At 56.6% G+C, this 17,216-nt stretch carries 11 protein-coding genes and 1 other RNA gene; 4 read left to right on the top strand and 8 right to left on the bottom strand.

From position 1 onward, the window contains the following. Positions 1 to 107: 107 nt before the first annotated feature. From DK870_RS07795 to DK870_RS07780, 4 genes are all read left to right on the top strand, one after another. Positions 108 to 3,296: a type I restriction endonuclease subunit R gene (locus tag DK870_RS07795; protein ID WP_161548385.1), complete on the top strand. Its 3,189-nt coding sequence runs from the start codon at positions 108 to 110 to the stop codon at positions 3,294 to 3,296. Positions 3,297 to 3,576: 280 nt separating this feature from the next. Continuing rightward, the gene (locus tag DK870_RS07790; protein WP_161548384.1) at positions 3,577 to 3,789 is read left to right on the top strand and encodes a hypothetical protein; all 213 of its coding nucleotides are present in this window, start codon (positions 3,577 to 3,579) and stop codon (positions 3,787 to 3,789) included. After that, positions 3,755 to 4,342, top strand: a complete 588-nt coding sequence (locus DK870_RS07785) for a restriction endonuclease subunit S (RefSeq protein ID WP_122554819.1) — start codon at positions 3,755 to 3,757, stop codon at positions 4,340 to 4,342. The genes DK870_RS07790 and DK870_RS07785 overlap by 35 nt, the downstream gene beginning before the upstream one ends. 5 nt (positions 4,343 to 4,347) lie before the next feature. Beyond that, positions 4,348 to 5,742 (top strand): N-6 DNA methylase, encoded by a 1,395-nt coding sequence (locus DK870_RS07780; protein ID WP_161548383.1) that lies wholly within the window; start codon positions 4,348 to 4,350, stop codon positions 5,740 to 5,742. Positions 5,743 to 5,940: 198 nt separating this feature from the next. On the opposite strand, the gene DK870_RS07775 is transcribed toward DK870_RS07780, so the two are convergent. The 8 genes from DK870_RS07775 to DK870_RS07745 all read right to left on the bottom strand — a co-directional run bounded on the left by DK870_RS07775 (position 5,941) and on the right by DK870_RS07745 (position 16,992). Next, on the bottom strand, positions 5,941 to 7,593 hold the full coding sequence (locus DK870_RS07775; RefSeq protein ID WP_372241668.1) for a DUF6119 family protein: 1,653 nt from the start codon (positions 7,591 to 7,593) through the stop codon (positions 5,941 to 5,943). Positions 7,594 to 7,858: 265 nt separating this feature from the next. Next, positions 7,859 to 8,134, bottom strand: a complete 276-nt coding sequence (locus DK870_RS29645) for a hypothetical protein (RefSeq protein ID WP_242787448.1) — start codon at positions 8,132 to 8,134, stop codon at positions 7,859 to 7,861. Beyond that, positions 8,131 to 9,111 carry an integrase domain-containing protein gene (locus DK870_RS07770; protein ID WP_161548485.1) on the bottom strand — a complete coding sequence of 327 codons (981 nt, stop codon included), beginning with the start codon at positions 9,109 to 9,111 and terminating at the stop codon, positions 8,131 to 8,133. Before DK870_RS07770 ends, DK870_RS29645 begins: the two co-directional genes overlap by 4 nt. Before the next feature lie 950 nt (positions 9,112 to 10,061). Beyond that, complete coding sequence (locus DK870_RS07765; protein WP_161548381.1) at positions 10,062 to 11,318, bottom strand: integrase domain-containing protein; 1,257 nt, start codon at positions 11,316 to 11,318, stop codon at positions 10,062 to 10,064. Between the two features lie 187 nt (positions 11,319 to 11,505). Next, positions 11,506 to 11,895: a transfer-messenger RNA gene (gene ssrA / locus DK870_RS07760) on the bottom strand. A gap of 102 nt (positions 11,896 to 11,997) precedes the next feature. Further along, entirely contained in the window at positions 11,998 to 12,279 is a 282-nt protein-coding gene (locus DK870_RS07755) for a hypothetical protein (RefSeq protein WP_060752284.1), read from the bottom strand. A gap of 136 nt (positions 12,280 to 12,415) precedes the next feature. Continuing rightward, positions 12,416 to 15,226, bottom strand: coding sequence for an FAD-binding and (Fe-S)-binding domain-containing protein (locus DK870_RS07750; protein ID WP_161548380.1), 2,811 nt, complete (start codon positions 15,224 to 15,226; stop codon positions 12,416 to 12,418). 71 nt (positions 15,227 to 15,297) lie between these two features. After that, complete coding sequence (locus DK870_RS07745; protein WP_060752282.1) at positions 15,298 to 16,992, bottom strand: lactate permease LctP family transporter; 1,695 nt, start codon at positions 16,990 to 16,992, stop codon at positions 15,298 to 15,300. Positions 16,993 to 17,216 lie beyond the last annotated feature (224 nt).

Raw genomic sequence — 17,216 nt, 5'->3', positions numbered from 1 at the left:
ACGACGGCGGCAAGTGAATGTGCCCCAGCTGTATCAGTGAATACGCCCGATAGACATTATTTGATGGGCCGTTCCCAGGGATGGCCGAGAAGTTAAAGGACGAAACGATGAGTCATATCCACCACGAGTGCGAACTGGAACGCCATATCGTCGAGCAGCTTGAAACTGCCGGCTGGCTGGTGGGTAAGTCTGCAGGCTATGACCAAGGGCGGGCGCTAGTCCCTGAGGATGTGCTGGGTTGGCTGGAGGACAGTCAGCCGCAGGCTATGGCTAAGATCCTCGCAATGAATGGTGTAGGCACGAGCGACTTGGTGCTGGACCGACTGGTCAAGCAGTTGGAGAACAAGGTCGAAGGCGGCACCGTAAATGTGCTGCGCTACGGCTTTGCCGTGGCCGGCGGCGGTATCCTGGCCATGAGCCAGGCGCTGCCCGAAGACGCGCGCAACGACACGGTGACCGCCCGCTATGCGGCGAACCGTCTGCGCGTAGTGCCGCAGCTGCGTTACTCGTTGGACAAAGCCGACGAGATCGATCTGGCCTTCTTCATCAATGGCATTCCGGTGGCCACGGTGGAGTTGAAGACCGACTTCACCCAGTCAGTCCAGGCCGCCATGCAGCAGTACTGCATGGACCGCCGCCCTGAGCGCAAGAGCGGTGGCCTGGAGCCGCTGCTCACCTTCAAGCGCGGCGCAGTGGTGCATTTCGCCATGAGCGATAGCGACGTACGCATGACCACCAAGCTGGCCGGGGACTCAACCTTCTTCCTGCCGTTCAACCGGGGCAACGATGGCGCCGCCGGCAACCCGCCGGGCGACAACGGTAGCTACCCGGTGAGCTACTTCTGGGAGCGGGTGCTGCAGAAGGACAACTGGCTGCACATCTTCCACCGCTTCGTGCTGCTGGAGCGTAAGGAAGCCCAGGACGTCAACGGCAAAACCTACTTCAAGGAAGGCCTGATCTTCCCGCGCTTCCATCAGTGGGAAGGTGTGACCAGGATGATCGATGCGGTGCGGGTAGAAGGGGCAGGGCAACCGTATCTGATCCAGCACAGCGCCGGCTCGGGCAAGACCAATACCATCGCGTGGACCGCGCATTCGCTGATTCGTGTGCGCCGCCCAGACGGTGAGCCGTATTTCCACAGCGTGATCGTGGTGACAGACCGCCAGGTGCTTGACCAGCAGTTGCAGGATGCCATTCAGCAGATCGAGCACCAGGCCGGCGTGGTGTGCGCCATCGACCGCCAACAGTCGAACCTGCCCAAGAGCCAGCAGTTGGCCAAGGCCATGCTCGATGGTGTACCGATTATCGTCTGTACTCTGCAGACGTTCCCCTATGCGCAGAAGGCCATCCTCGGCGAGCAGAGCCTGCGCAATCGCCGTTTCTCCATCATCATTGACGAGGCGCACAGCTCCACCGGGGGCAGCACGGCGGATGACCTACGTTATGTACTGACCGGGCAGAGCGAGGCGGAGTGGGAAAAACTCTCCAAGGCGGAGCGGTTGTCCGTGTGGCAGAGCTCGCGCTCGCGCCCCGGCAATGCCAGCTACTTCGCCTTCACCGCCACGCCCAAACATTCGACGCTGAGCCTGTTCGGCCGTCCGCGCAATCCGGCGCAGCCGGTTGGCACTGACAACCCGCCCGCACCGTTCCATCTCTACACCATGCAGCAGGCCATCGACGAAGGCTTCATCCTCGATGTGCTGAAGAACTACACCAGCTACGACGTGGCGTTCAAAATCGGCAGCGAGATGGTCGATGACAAGCGCGTGGACGAGAAGAGCGCCGGGCGCAAGCTGGCCAAGTGGCTGTCGCTCAACCCGGTGAATGTTGGGCAGAAGGTCGAACTGATCGTCGAGCACTTCCGCAAAAACGTGGCGCACCTGCTCGGCGGCCAGGCCAAGGCCATGGTGGTGACCAGCTCGCGTGCTGCAGCGGTGAAGTACCACTTGGCGCTGGAGGACTACTGCAAGCGCAAGGGCTACGATAACGTGCTGGCGATGGTGGCCTTCTCAGGTGAGGTGCCCAATTCGGATGTGGAAGAGCCCAGTCTGCCCAAGGATCACCAGTTCAGTGAAACCAACCTGAACCCCGGCCTGCATGGCCGCGATATGCGTAAGGTGTTCGACACCCCGGACTACCGAGTGATGATCGTCGCCAACAAGTACCAGACCGGCTTCGACCAGCCGAAGCTGGTGGCCATGTATCTGGACAAGAAAATATCCGGTGTGGAGGCCGTACAGACCCTCTCGCGTCTGAATCGCACCTTCCCCGGCAAGGACAAAACGTTCGTCATCGATTTCGCTAACAAGGCCGACGAGATACTGGCGTCGTTCAAGACCTTCTATCGTGATGCCCAGGTGGCGGACATCCAGGACCCGAACATCGTCTACGACATCAAGCAGCGCCTGGATGGCATGTTCATCTATGAGCAGGCCGAGGTGGAGGCTTTTGGTGATGCCATCGTCGACCCGAAGGTGACGCACCAGAAGCTGTTCTCGCTTACACAGTCAGCCACCGACCGCTTCAACGGAAAGTTGAAGACGCTCAACGATGCTATCGACCAGTGGGAAAAAGCCTGGGAGAAGGCCCATGACGAGGGCAGCGACAAGGACATGGAGTACGCCGATGTACAGCGTTCGGAGTATTGCAAGGCACGCGACGAGCTGATGATCTTCAGCGAGAGCCTGACAAAGTTCGTGCGCAGCTACGAGTATATCGCCCAGTTGATCGACTTCGGCGACCCGAGCCTGGAGGCCTTCGCCAGCTATGCGCGCCTGCTGCGTAAGCGGCTTAGGGGCATCACCGCCGAACAGGTGGATCTGGGTGACCTCAAACTCAGCCACTACAAGATCAGGAAGGGCAGCAACCTCAGTGGCGTCGCCGTGCTGGGTGAAACACCTGGCCTCTATGGTATGACCGATAACGGCCTGCGCGACGCCCGCGACCGCGAGAAAAAATACCTTGCCGAGCTGATTGAGAAGCTCAACAACTCCTTCGGCAAGGACATTACCGACACTGACCAGGTGGCCTTCGCGGTGCACGTTTCCGAGAAGCTGCGCGCTGACCGCGTGGTGATGGCCCAAGTGCAGAACAACACGATGGAACAGACCATGAAGGCGGACCTGCCTTCAAAAGCCATCTCTGCCATCGCTGCCGCCATGAGCAGCCACACTAGTATGGCGACCAAGCTGCTCAGCGATGAATCGACACGCGAGGTGTTCCTGACGGTGGTGTACGAGCTGTTAAAGAAAGATCCTGGGTCAGAGCTCTTTGACCTAGCGAGGCCGAGTAAGTAGAGATCGGCTAGTCCTCAACCTTGAGGGGCAAGCGGCTTTGAAAGCTATTTGCTGTCGAATCGCTGGACGCCCCTCTGGATTAGGTAGGGTGCATTTCCATCTCGTAAGGCTTGTCTCTTCAAGCTGACCTTTTTGCGTAAAAAAATGCAGAATGCATCAATACTGCATTGACGGCTCACTGGCATTCCCTTAGCATGGCTTCCAAGTCGACTGCAGTATGATTGCATTCTGCGATTGCGACGGATCGAATTGGCTATTGGCAGACACGCAAGGAGATAGAATGAAACGAAAACGATTGAAATTAGCACCCCCGACGTATCTTTCCCTTGTGGTCTACCTTGCTCTCAGCCCCAATATCGAGGTCGGCTTCAATCGTTCGTGGCAGGTAAATGCTGATGGCAGTGAAACTAGAAACCTACAAGTAGATATAAAAAAATTTGAACATGGGAAGTTAATCAATGGTGGCGAAAAAAATACTCTCTCACATCGCTGATGTCTCATTAGGTCAGACTTTTCGGGAGCGGGCGGAGACAGACAGCCCGGAAAGCGGCGTTAGGTTGATTCAGATAAAGGACGTCCGGGAGGGGGAGCTGAATGATATAAATTCCCTCCCTTATGCTGATATCGAGCCCTCTAAATTGAAGGTTAAGCTCCTGGTCGGAGATTTGCTATTGCCGCTGAGAGGTATGCGAACTGAAGCCATGGTGTTTAGAGGGGAGAGCGGTAATGTCACCACAACAAACCAAGTCGCCATAATTCGCCCGAGGCAGGATGGAGGGGTGAGTTTGGAGTACCTCCATTGGTTTTTTAATTCAGCTAAGGGTAGTGTTTTACTTGAGTCCATACGAACCTCCGCAAGCATACCCAATATAAGTGTTAAGAATTTACTTGAAATATCGGTGCCAGTCCCAAGCCCGAAAAGGCAAAAGCAAATCGTTGATATTTATCATAATTGGTGTGCGCAGAGGGATACGTTGCGTAAGTTGATTTTTAATGGAGAGAATATGGTGGCAAGTGCTGCGCACGAAATATTGGGTGGAGACTGATAGGTATGGGTATCTCGTTTGCTGGTTTGAAAGCGTTTGTGCTGGAAAGTATTGAGCGTATGCGCTTGAGCGGAACGGATCTGGATGCAGTAAAGGTTTTGTTGCTCTTTATGGTCTGCAAAAAAGCACTTGATGAGGAGCGGAGTATTCAGGCGAGAGAGGGCTTGGTTAAAGATTCAGATATTGATGAGTTGAGCGATGTGGAGTCGTTGGCATCGGTTATTGCGCGGATAGTTGAGAGTAAATCAAGTTCGTTTTTCTCAGATTCCATTCTAAGTATTTGGGGTGAAGTACATCCTGTCCTCAGCTCTGATATGTCGGAGAGGAGTGAGTTGGTTAGGCTCTGGGATGAGTTTAGGTGTTTTTCTTTTGATGAGTGTAATCGCGAAGATGGGTTGGCCGCATTTTTTGAATGGTTCTTGGTAGAGTTGGCTGAGCGAAATTCTAATAAGGGAGGGTATTTCTTTACTCCTGACGGAATAGTAAGTTTGATGGTCCAGCTTCTCGATCCTAAAAGTGGAGAAAAGCTATATGACCCGGTATGTGGCTCCGGAGAGTTTTTGATAGGGGCGATCAATAAAGTTAAGGAGTCATCGGAAAGGAATTGGCTGTATGTTTTAGGGCGGGAAAGGTCTGCTGAGACAGCTTTTATAGCAATGGCAAATGCTTATGTCCACGGAGTTAGTGTGGATAGTATAGAAGTTTGTGATGCGCTAGCCCGTATGGATTATGAAGAGAAAATTTACGGAAGGTTTGACTTAGCTCTTGCAAATCCGCCTTTTTCACTTCGTCATTGGGATGGCGAAAGATCCGTTGACTTTCTGCGCTATGGGTTGCCTCCTCAAGCTAATGCGGATTTTGCATTTATCCAGAATGTCCTTTTCAGTTTGAATAAGAATGGTCGAGCAGCAATGGTTGTGCCTATGGGGGTTCTATTCAGAGGGGGAGTAGAGAGGGAAATCAGAAGGAGGATGCTGTTAGAGAATAATGTGGATGCCGTTATTTCAATTCCTGCAATGTCATTTTATGGTACTGCCATACCGGCGAATATTTTGATAATGAGGAAGTCTTCAGTCTTCAGTGATGTGCTATTTATTGATGGATCAAGTTTTTTTTCGAGAAGTCAACGCCTGAATCGTCTGGGGAAAGATGCGATAGAAAAAATTTCAAGATTGTATGCAGAGCGAAAAAATATTAATGGTCTTGCTTGTTGTGTTCCTGTTAAGGATTTGGAAGAGAATGACTGGAATCTGACGGTTTCTAGATATGTTGCCCCTCCTGCTGTAGAGGGGGTGGAGTCTATGGCTACACTATTGGAGCGACAAGAAAAATTGCAGTTCGAACTAAGCGTATTGCAGCAAGAGATGAGGTTGCTGTTGAGTCGGGACAATATTGATTAGTTTAAACCGTGGGTTTCTGGCTTGCAGCGCGGTGGTTGAGCCGAGGAGAATTTTACTGATCCGACGTTTGCCGTGGGTTTGAAGTGGCAATTTATAGCAAGCAACTTGAAACTTTGATTTCAGGTAATAATCTGGAGAGAGTAATTGCGGATCTGTCGCGGTGTGCTTGCCCTGCAGACCTGCTGCTCTACCCTATCTCTACTCTTCTCCTTCGTCTTGCTCGTTGGCAGGTTTGGCTATGATCTCCAGCGCGACGGGAATATCGAGCTGATCAATGCGGTCCACGGCCGCCTGAAGACTCACCTTGCTGAAAAAAGGCAGATCGAGTTCACCATTCTTGTAGGGTTTGCGCATTACGCCATAGACGACGGTGTAGTCGGCTCGGACGACACGACCATTGATTGCAGGCAAGAGGCGTACAGCCTCGTTACGAAGCCCTCGCACTACGCTGCGAAGCTTCTTACGAAAATCTGCATCGCTCACAAGCGCCTCCGCGCTCACCACACCTTGTGACCAAAGGTGGCTTATTGGCCCCGAAGAGTGGCCGTCCTTCAGATGGATAAACTGTTTATCGCTGGACAGAAAATCGCACGGTTCGATGTTGGCATAGCGTACCCCCAGCGGATTGATTTTTACCTGATCCAGGCATAGTAGGTCTTCACGATGCTCAACGAGATTTGCAATGAGCTCTCGCTCATTCCGACACTCGGTCGGCCCTATGATATCTACCCGAGGGATAGCCTGGAAACGAGCTTCAACCTGTCGTTTGAAATTGCGGTCTACGCTGTACCAGTGCCCAGCGAAAAGCACATAGCTGCGATCCTCATCATCCGCTCTGAGGTTGGTTTCGAAGGTAAAGCAGTGGTATACCCGCCACTGCTCCTTGAACACCTCAGCATCAGGGGCCTTGGCTTTGATGTAGTGGCGCTCGCGGATGTCATCAATCGTACCATCGAATTCACAGCGATTTAGTTCCGCCACATAGTCTTCGATCGACAGGCTGTGAAAATCTGTACCACTGCTGCCGAAGCCGTTGTAATGAAGGAGACAGCCTTCCTCATAGTCAACAATCTCTGGGGGGGCCATATGGAGCTCACTCTCATCCCCTGCTCGCAATGAGTTAATTGCCTCGAACAAGTGGCCGTCGAGGGTAGCGAGAGTCTCCTTTATCCGCACAACCTGCATGTTGTCGATCCACGGGAATCGCTGCTTGTACGTATCGCTTCGATAGACAGCCAGTACCTGCTCGCACTTATCCGCCAGAGTCTCTGACGTTAGTTTGCACGTAATCGAAAGAGTGTCACGGCCGGCTGCAAATCTTGCGAAGGACACATCACTGGGAGTACCACCCGCTACACGCGCGAGGTCTCTTAGAACATCTACTCCAAAGTCCTGCAAATCACTGTCTTTGCTAGCCTGCACTCGCTTCTGGAATGTGACGGCATCTGGTGTCGCCAGGTCCAGCGTCCGCAGTCCATCACGCGGCACTGAGTTAAGCGTGACCTTAAGGCCAAACTGGCGTTCGAATGCTTCGTCATTAAGAGCAAAATGAATATGCCCGAAGCAGATGGCGAAAATGCGGTCATCTGTAGGCAAAAACAGGACGCCTCCGGCACCGCTAGCAATCAGGTTCTCAGGCTGAGGCCCTGCTTGCTCTTCCAAGAACCCGAGCCAGCTTGGACGGCTCGTGAATAGTTGGCCCACAAACAGCTCGCCACGTTCCACTAACGGCCAGTCGCTACGCCTGAGCTGGACTCTTCCAGTACCGGGCGAATACTCGTCCTTGAACGCCTCCGCAATATCAAACTCCTCGCGTAGGAGCCGAATTGATAACGTCCTGACTTTTTCCACGTTAGGCAAAGCACTATTCCTTGTGTGTCAGCCAATGTCAGACAACCAATTTAGCGTAGCAATAGGCCATCAAGCTGTCCAATCTACGTCGCGACTGTTCAATTCCTTGTCGAGTATCCATTCAGTCAGTATTGGCTTGGCCTTCCTAGCGAAGTTAAAGCTAGTTTGACCTTCGGAGCAGAACTTTAATCGCTTCATCCACGCATCTCGGTGACGGCTCCTGGCCGATTCTGGCCGCCGCTCGCAGCGGAGGCCCTATTTCTTTTCAAAGATCGAAAACCCATGACGTTTCTAGGCGTCGGGTGATCAGTCGAACAGTGAGCAGATAGTAATATCGTGTGCCCGCACCGCGATGTTTCAGGCTATGTTTGAGAAACCAAGCCAGATGCTTCCGTTTCCATCCCCAAGGCGACTCGCGCTGCCATCGCTGTACGATTGCAGCCTGGATAATCTTCGCTTGGCGCAAGTGTCGTTGCCGCGTCGCGTGAGACCCAGTCAGCGCGGCAGCCAAGAACACCTCCATATCAAACGCCTTGGTCATACCCGTCCCCCGATGTAGGCAGCGACTACCTCAATCCGGCCATGCCCTAGCTCATAGCTGATCTGTATGCGAGCCTCACTGTCGAGGCGCGGATCGATGGCATAGCAATGACCACCATTAATCGGTGCAGGATGCTGGGTAATCTGCTCGTAGCGCTCACAGGCATACGCCGCGCGCAACTCATGAAATCCTTTCAGGGCGTTTTTATGCAGGACGTCCCGCGATGCCCCGGCTACTCGTTGCAACACGTTCGCATAGCTCTCGCTTGGCGCGATCATGTTACGGCTACCTTTCGGCGACACCTTTGCCGCAAACCTCAGTGCATCCCGAATATGTTGATCCACTGCAATCCATCGTGGCGCAGATGCACCACCTCGGCCGCCTTTCGTGCCCTCCTGGATATTGATCTTGCCGAGCCTGTCAGCCTCACGGATCAATCTGGGCAAATCAGCCAATATTGTTTCGCGCAACCGCATCCCAGTGGCACGTGCCATCTGAATCATCGCCCCCGCGCGTAGCTGTTCACGATTACAAAGCACATCGACAATCTGCTGCACCTGCGCGCGATCCTGCCCTTGCGGCACCGACTGGCGAACCCTGGTGCGCTGCATACCCAACGCCTTGCTCGGGCTTGGTAACTTCACGTACTGATCACCGCGAAGCGCCGCCATGGTCCTGTTAACGCTGGATAGCCGGTTTTGTGCGGTACTGACGGCGAGGTCACCGCGCCCAACCACGTCGCGTAGATACGCCGCATAGTCGGCCAACACCTTCCGATCAATCTGCCGCGCATCATTGATACCGGGCCCCTGTTCGGAGTGGCACCACTTCACGAATGCCAGCCACCGATCACAGTGCGCTTTAACCGTGCCGAAGTGGCCACCGCCGAACATATCTTTCAGCGCCTGCGGTCCTGCATAGCTCAACTGCCTGCCGTAACCGAAATTACGACCATCGCGCCTACCCACTAATGCCACGTCGGTCACCTCACTTTTCATTCTCCTGTCCTCGCCCCACGTCTTCCCGCCAAGAATGCTGAGTGTTATCAGGGATCAAGGCCCCTGCGACCTGTGGGGGGTGTCCACTACGCGGGACTGGCGGCTCCTTACGACCGGGAGCAAGGGCATCTCATGATCTGGCCTCCTGAGCACCGTTACCGGTGGGCGGGTGGAGGCAGCACTGGCTGACGAGACCAGCGCCTGAAGATCCTGAGCCGGGTGAACGCAGCAATGCGATGACTGGGGCATGCCTGACTGTCAGTCAGGTGCAGTCCATTTCCTGGTCTGCGGCGCCATCATCTACATCGCTGTTGCTGGTGACATCAGCGTTTGTCACGCCGATTGTCACGAGGAGGGTTGCGGCAAAGCCCCGTTCTATATGGGCTGCAGCAGTGGTGGGAGCGCCCGTCTCTTTCCAGGAGAAAGAGACGGGCGCAGATTGGCGCAAGATTCGGCCAAGCGGATAGGTTGCTGCAGGGCAGCGAAGTAGAAAGTGTCGTCTGGCGCACGAGGGCCATGATCTGAAGTAGGCATCCATCACCGGGGAGGTGACCTGGCGAGCTGCCGGACGCGAATCGCCTTTTGGGGGGAACCACCGCGAGAGCGGCGTGACCTTCAAGGTTCGGGCCACCTGGGGTTGCTGTCATCGACAGCGCTTGCACGGCAAGTTCTACGCCTGTGGATAAACCCGGTCAAGGTTCGAAATTCAGTGTCACTTTGGACTTGAAGAGCGGTTATCCACCGGTGGAATTCCGTGGTAAATCCTGGGCAACGTGGTCGCTTTTAGCTCTTCAAAGTAAGGTCCATCCAAACAGGGCGGCTTTGCAGCCCTGTTTTGATGGACCCGCGCTTAGAAGCGGATAAGTGAGGCTGCTTGCCCCGAATCTTGAACGTTCAGTTGTTTCTGCAGTTCTTGCGCCTGTACCGCGCTAGCGAATCGGCACCACGTTCTTGTCTCTGACTTGGCCGTACGCTGAGGCGAGCAAGCTGCCGGTGGCGGCTTTCTGGATGTACTCACTCCACCAGGCCATCATCGGTCGCCGGCGTTCGATGTAGTCGGCTCGGTTGTAGGCGCTGCGCACCTCATCCTTGTCGACGTGCGCCAAAGCCACTTCGATGAGCTCCGGATCCCACCCATGTTCATTCAAGATAGTGCTCGCCATCGAACGCATGCCGTGGCTGACCAAACGATCCTGGAAACCCATGCGCTTCAACGCCATGTTGGCGGTCTGGCTATTGGCGTGGGTGCGCGGATTTCTGTCTGCCGGGAAGACGTATTCGCGATGGCCGCTGTGAGTCTTCAGTGACTCCAACAGTGCGACAGCGTGATCACTCAACGGGATGCTATGTGGGCGGCGCTTCTTCATCCGCTCCGGAGGGATAGTCCAGACACGCCTTTCAAAGTCGATGTCTGCCCAGCGAGTTGTCGCCGCTTCTGCTGGCCGAGTCATGGTATGCAACTGCCATTCGATCAGGCAGCGGGTCGTGCGTTTGATACTGGCGTTCGCGATCTCCAGCATCAGATCGGGGAGCTCTTCGGGCGGAAGCGCAGCCATGTTCTCTTTCTTGGGCTTCTTGAATACTGCCCTGATGCCGCTGAGCGGGTTGGCGAAGATCAGGCCGGAGTTCACGCCGTAGGTCATGATCTCGTTAAGCCGCTGACTAAGACGCTTGACCGTCTCCAGGCTGCCTTTCGCTTCGATCGGACGAAGCAACTCGATCACCATCGGCGCGGTGATTTTCGCGAGTGGCGTCGTCTTCAGGTCGGGGAGCACGTGCAGCGTGAGCGATCGCCAAATGTCCTCGGCGTAGGCAGGGGTGACCGAGTCTTTCTTGAGCTCGAACCAGGCGGTGGCCACGTTCTCGAAGGTGTGTTCCGTTTCCGCACGCTTGGCTTCATTCAACGTATTGCGCTGCACCTTAGGATCGATGCCCTGGGCGAGCAGTTCGCGGGCCTCGACTGCCATCTTTCGCGCGTTCGCCAGTGACAGTTCGGGGTAGGTCCCGAAGCCGATGTTGATGCGCTTCTTGGTCACCGGTTCGCGGTAGTTGAAATTCCACAGCAACGAGCCGTTGCTGCGTACCCGGAGCTGCAAGCCGTCACCGTCCGTGAGGACATAATCCTTGGACGCGGGTTTGACTCCCTTGAGCTGTCGATCAGAAAGACGGAGGTTTTGAGCAGGCATGAGATTCTCCTCAGGCACTGTTTCGGTATTCCAAAGATTAGCACCGGATGAGGTGGAATACCGTCTGGAATACCCGAATGGCTGGAACTCAAAAACTCTCTAAAGACCGCAAAAGCGCTGGAGGCCGCGTATTTGCTGGATCGCAGGCACAAAAAAAGACGTCCGTGGACGTCTTTTTTTGATCATTTGGTGGAGCCGGGGGGATTTGAACCCCCGTCCGCCAGTACTCCGCTGTCGGTACTACATGCGTAGCCGTGTCTATTAAGTTAACCCTCAGCGACCCGACGGGCAGGGTGCTTTGGGCGAGTTGTGTAAGTTTTAGCCGCTTCGTCCACAACGTACTGCACGGCGATTCTGTTCTATATGACAATCATTTTGGGTTTACAGACATCCCCTGATGATTGCTGAGCCCGAAGGCATCAGGAGTGCATGTCAGCTGCAATTAAGCAGCGAGAGCAGCACCGTATTGGTCGTCATTGGCAACTATAAGAAGTTGCAACAGTGGATTTACGAGTTCTGTTACCAACTCGGCATGCACCTAAAGTTTCGCGACCGGCGTCGAATCCTAAACGGCCCCGTGCTTGTAACTCGTTGTTTCATAGTGAGTGACAAGCTTGTGCAGTGTACGCCAAACGGTCACAGAAGGCCAACCCGAAGGTTGGCCGTGAGCGTCGGCGCGCTATTGGTTGCCACCTTTGTCGCTGTTCTGCAGGTCTTGCAGGGCTTTGGAGGTGATCTCGATGCACTTCTTGTCATCACCGGCGGCGTGGGCTGCCTTGGCTTGGGAGACGGCGGTGTCGATTTCGCCGCTTTTGCCGGAGGTGTCGGTGGCCAGCAGGGCTTTGCCGTTGTTGATTTTGTCGAGGTTGATTTTGCACAAATCAGGCTCACCGGCCGCGAAAACAGGGGAGGCCAGCATCGCCGCAGTGATGAACAAGCCAGCAAGAGCAGTGCGCTTCATCGGTATTCTCCTTGTACACGTAAGGCTCGATGCTGCTCCCGGGTTGGGGCAGCCAGCGAAGTCGTTGAGGCCTTCGTCACGAAGACCTATGCAGATGACTACGCCGGCGCGCCGGGGTTCTGTTTTTTTTGCAGGTTTAATCTGCGCGGGCCTGGGTGACGCGGTCCACCAGGTACACCAACCCGTGGTAATCGATGCCGCCATGCTGGCTCAGGCCGATTTCGCAGGTGCGGCTGGTGGAAATCCCTTCGCTGCAGTATTGCACCGCGTCCTTGAGGGTTCGTAGTGAGTGGGCGTTGAGCTCCGGCGTGGTGAAGCCCTTGTCGCCGGCAAAGCCGCAGCAGTGAATGCCTTCCGGGACCACCACGGTCTTGGCGCAGCGTCGCGCCAGATCGATCAGCGCCTGGCTTTCGCCCAGGTGCTGGGTGCTGCAGGTGACGTGTACGGCGATGGGCGCTTCCTGGGGGGTGAAGTCGAGGCGGTCCATCAGATGGGTGCGAATGAAGCGCACCGGGTCGTAGAGGTCCAGGCGCGTTTCGCCGAGGTCCTGCATCAGCCGCAAGGTGCAGGGGCTGGTGTCGCAGTAGATCGGGTCGAGGCCGCCACGACTGGCGTGGAGCAGGGCGCCGAGCATTTCCTGGCGCTTGTGTTCGGCCTGTTCGGCGTAGCCCTTGGACGCGAAAGGCTGCCCGCAGCACAGGTTGTCCAGGTGCTCGGGAAATACGACTTGGTAGCCGGCCTTTTCCAGCAGGCCACGGGTCTTGTCGTACAGCGATATCTGCTCTTTATCACCGGCTGCGGGGCCCATGGCACGCGAGACGCAAGCCGCCAGGTAAACCACGCAGGGGCGCTCGTCGGTTACAGGCGGGCTGAAGCGAATGGCTTTCTCCGGCTGCGGCATGGCGTTGGTCCACTGCGGGATCTGGCCTTGGGACAACCGGGTGAGGTTTGCCGAGAGTGTTGCAAGGCGCGGTGCGCCCAGTAGCATGCGCGCACCATTGGCGACGTGCAGGGTGAAGCGTGCACCTTGCAGGGCGGTGGCGAAATGGCTGGCCAGCCATTCGGCGGTTTTCGTACGGTTGGCGTCGCGAGAACGCAGCTTTTTCACCAGGTCACCGGTATTGATGCCTACAGGGCAGCGTTGGGCGCATAGCCCGGTGGCGGCGCAGGTGTCGATGCCCTGGTAATGGTACGCCGCTTCCAGCTCGGTGGTGTCGACGCCGGCGCGCCGTCTGGCCTGGATGTCGCGCCAGATCACGATGCGCTGGCGTGGGCTCAGGGTCAGCCCTTTCGACGGGCACACCGGCTCGCAGAAACCGCACTCGATGCACTTATCCACCAGCTCATCGGCGGCGGGCAAGGGCTTGAGGTGTTTGAGGTGGATTTGCGGATCTTCGCTGAGCACCACGTCCGGATTGAGAATGCCGTTGGGATCGAGCAGGCGTTTAAGCTGCCACATCAATTGATAGGCGTCGCTGCCCCATTCCAGTTCGACGAAGGGCGCCATATTACGGCCGGTGCCGTGTTCGGCTTTCAGCGAGCCACCGAACTCCACGGCCACCAGCTGCGCGACGTCGTCCATGAACGCTTGGTAGCGTGCGACTTCTTCACTGCTGTTGAAGCCTTGCGTGAACACAAAGTGCAGATTGCCTTCCAGGGCGTGTCCGAAAAGGATCGCTTCGTCGTAATGATGCTTGTCGAACAGTTCGATCAAGCGATTGACGCCGATGGCCAGTTGTTCGACCGGGAAGGTCACGTCTTCGATGATTACCGTGGTGCCGGTTTTGCGCACGGCGCCGACGGCGGGGAAGGTGTCTTTGCGGATGGCCCATAACCGGGCGTTCTCTACTGGGTCTTCGGTGAAGTCGACCTGTTTTTCCACAGGGAAAGGCGCCAGGGCGGCCATGATCAGTCTGATCTGTTCCTGCAGCAGCGATGGCGATGCCGCACGGGATTCGATCAGCAGCGCGCAGGCGCTTTCCGATAGGTGTTGTACGAAAGCCGGCATACCCGGTTTGTTCTGTACCGAGCGCAGGCTGCGCCGGTCGAGCAATTCGACCGCCGAGACCGGTTGGGTTTTCAGCACCGTCACTGCGTTGCAGCAGGTTTCGACGTCCGGGAAGACAATCAGCGCCGACGCCTTGTTCGGGTGGTCAATCACCGTGTCGTACGTGACTGCGCTGATAAAGCCCAGCGTGCCCTCGGAGCCCACCAGCAGGTGGCTGAGGATATCCAGGGGCTCGTCAAAGTCGACCAAGGCATTGAGTGACAAGCCGGTGGTGTTTTTCAGACGGTATTTGTGGCGGATCTTGGCTGCCAGTTCGGCGTTGGCTCGCGTCTCGCGGCCCAATGTCGCCAAGCGCTCGAGCAGTGCACCATGTTGTTGCTCAAAGGCTGCGACGCTGGCTGGATCTTCGGTGTCCAGGCGGCTGCCGTCAGCCAGTACCAGGCGGATGCCCGCCAAGGTGTGGTAGGTGTTTTGTGCCGTACCGCAGCACATGCCGCTGGCGTTGTTGGCAACGATACCGCCGATTTTACAGGCGTTGATCGACGCAGGATCAGGGCCGATCTTGCGCCCGAACGGCGCCAGCCAGGCGTTGGCCTGAGCGCCGATCACGCCGGGTTGCAGACGGATCTGCGTGCCTTGCCCACGAATCTCGCGGCCGTTCCAGTTGTCGCCCAGCACGATCAGCACCGAGTCAGAGATGGCTTGGCCGGACAAGCTGGTGCCTGCCGCACGAAAGGTCACGGGAACGTGATCGCGTTGGGCCAGTTGCAGCAGCGCCACCACTTCGTCTTCCGACTCTACACGGACCACCAGTTGTGGGATCAGTCGATAAAAGCTGGCGTCGGTGCCGAAGGCCAGGGTGGAAAGCGGGTCGTCGAAGCGTCGATCTTTCGAAATCAGCTGTGCGACGTCACGCAGAAAAGCAGCAGGCAGGCTCATCGGTCCTCCAGGAATAGTTGACGCCGCGACCGTGGTCCGGCGTCGATGCTTACCCTATTACGTGCAGGTCTTTAGTGCACCAGCATACCGGTGAACCAGTAGGCCTGTGCCAGGGTGATCAGCCCCACGATCGTGGCGAAAAACAGGCTGTGCTTGAGGGTGAAGCGGAACAGGTCGGATTCCTTGCCCACCAGGCCCGTCGCGGCGCAGGCCACGGCGATCGATTGCGGCGAAATCATCTTGCCGGTCACGCCGCCGCTGGTATTGGCGGCCACCAGCAGGGTGTCGTTGACGCCGATCTGGTGCGCGGTGGTGGCTTGCAGCGAGCTGAACAGGGCGTTGGACGAGGTGTCGGAGCCTGTCAGGAAAACCCCCAGCCAGCCGAGGAACGGCGAGAAAAACGGGAAAGCGGCGCCGGTGGCCGCCAATACCAGGGCCATGGTCGACGACATGCCGGAGTAGTTGGTGACGAAGGCGAATGCCAGCACCATGCCGATGGACAGGATCGGCCAGCGCAGCTCGTAAAAGGTTTCTTTTAAAGTGGTCAGACCAGTTTTGATGTCAATTTTCAACACCAGCATTGAGATCAGCGCGGAGAAGAAAATCGCGGTGCCGGTAGCCGAAATCGGGTCCAGTTTGAAGACGGCGGGGATGGCGGTCGGGTTGGTGACGATTGGCGCGACCTTGATCACCATTTGATCCAGGTGGGGAATGGCGAAGTTGAACACCCAACTGTACATCGAGCCGCCTGCGGCGAACATTGCCTTGAAGGGCTTGAGGGTCCAGATGGTGACCAGTACGGTCAGGATCAGGAACGGCGACCAGGCTTTGAAAATCTGCCCCAGGTTATAAGGCGAGGCTACTGTGCTGCGCGGCTGGCCGAAGCCCCCGGCGCTGGCGGTGATCGTCGCGCTGGGCGTGACACCGGCGATCTGTGCGCCGGCAGTGCGCTTGGGCTGCCAGACTTTAAGGAACAAGGTCAGAGCAATCAGGCTGGCCAGGGCCGAGGTGATGTCCGGCAGTTCAGGGCCGATGAAGTTGGAGGTGAAATACTGCGTGACCGCAAAGCTTGCGCCCGCCACCAACGCTGCCGGCCAGGTTTCGCGAACGCCGCGCAGGCCGTCCATCATGAACACCAGCCAGAACGGAACGAACAGCGACAGCAGTGGCAGTTGGCGACCCGTCATGGCGCCGATCTTGAACGCATCGATACCGGTCACTTGGCCGGCGACAATGATCGGAATGCCCAGCGCACCGAAGGCGACTGGCGCGGTGTTGGCAATCAGGCACAGGCCGGCAGCGTACAGCGGGTTGAAGCCCAGGCCCACCAGCAGGGCGGCGGTAATCGCGACCGGCGCACCGAAACCGGCGGCGCCTTCCAGGAAGGCGCCGAAGCAGAAACCAATCAGCAGTACCTGCAGGCGTTGATCGTCGGTAATCGACAGCACCGAGCTGCGGATGATCTCGAACTGGCCGCTTTTGACCGTCAGTTTGTAGAGGAAGACCGCGGCGACGATGATCCACGCGATTGGCCACAGCCCATAGGCGAAACCGTAGCCTGCGGCGGCGAGCGCCATGTCTACCGGCATCTGGAAGGCGAAGATTGCCACCAGTATCGACAGCGCCAGGGTGATGCTCCCGGCGACGTGGCCTTTGAGGCGAAACACGGCCAGGGCCAGGAAGAAGAATACGATCGGGATAACGGCGGCCAATGCGGACAGGCCGAGGCTGCCGAGAGGGCTGTAGAGCTGTTGCCAGGTTTGCATATGGGGTGGCCCCTAATTGTTGTTGGTCAGGCGCGATTCAGTCATCTTGGATAATTGGTAAGACCAATTTACAAGCGCTGTCGGCTAGAGTAAAAGCCTTGGCGTGGGTGTGTCAATTTGCCGCTTGGCAAACTTTGGTCGTAGCGTCGTCGGCGAGGGGGTTCTGGTTGGGTCAATCGAGGGAGTTCTGATAGGTGCTGCAAGCGCGGCGATAGGCGAGAATA

The sequence above is a fragment of the Pseudomonas sp. Q1 genome, from assembly GCF_009935975.1.
GTDB classification, from domain to species: domain Bacteria; phylum Pseudomonadota; class Gammaproteobacteria; order Pseudomonadales; family Pseudomonadaceae; genus Aquipseudomonas; species Aquipseudomonas palleroniana.
The sequence above is the reverse complement of the archived record's forward strand: the minus strand, read 5'-3'. Positions and strand labels throughout refer to the sequence as shown.

Coding starts and splice junctions, on each gene's coding strand:
- DK870_RS07795 (WP_161548385.1), top strand. CDS start 108: ATGAGTCATATCCACCACGAGTGCGAACTGGAACGCCATATCGTCGAG.
- DK870_RS07780 (WP_161548383.1), top strand. CDS start 4,348: ATGGGTATCTCGTTTGCTGGTTTGAAAGCGTTTGTGCTGGAAAGTATT.
- DK870_RS29645 (WP_242787448.1), bottom strand. CDS start 8,134: ATGACCAAGGCGTTTGATATGGAGGTGTTCTTGGCTGCCGCGCTGACT.
- DK870_RS07750 (WP_161548380.1), bottom strand. CDS start 15,226: ATGAGCCTGCCTGCTGCTTTTCTGCGTGACGTCGCACAGCTGATTTCG.
- DK870_RS07755 (WP_060752284.1), bottom strand. CDS start 12,279: ATGAAGCGCACTGCTCTTGCTGGCTTGTTCATCACTGCGGCGATGCTG.
- DK870_RS07765 (WP_161548381.1), bottom strand. CDS start 11,318: ATGCCTGCTCAAAACCTCCGTCTTTCTGATCGACAGCTCAAGGGAGTC.
- DK870_RS07785 (WP_122554819.1), top strand. CDS start 3,755: ATGGTGGCGAAAAAAATACTCTCTCACATCGCTGATGTCTCATTAGGT.
- DK870_RS07745 (WP_060752282.1), bottom strand. CDS start 16,992: ATGCAAACCTGGCAACAGCTCTACAGCCCTCTCGGCAGCCTCGGCCTG.
- DK870_RS07790 (WP_161548384.1), top strand. CDS start 3,577: ATGAAACGAAAACGATTGAAATTAGCACCCCCGACGTATCTTTCCCTT.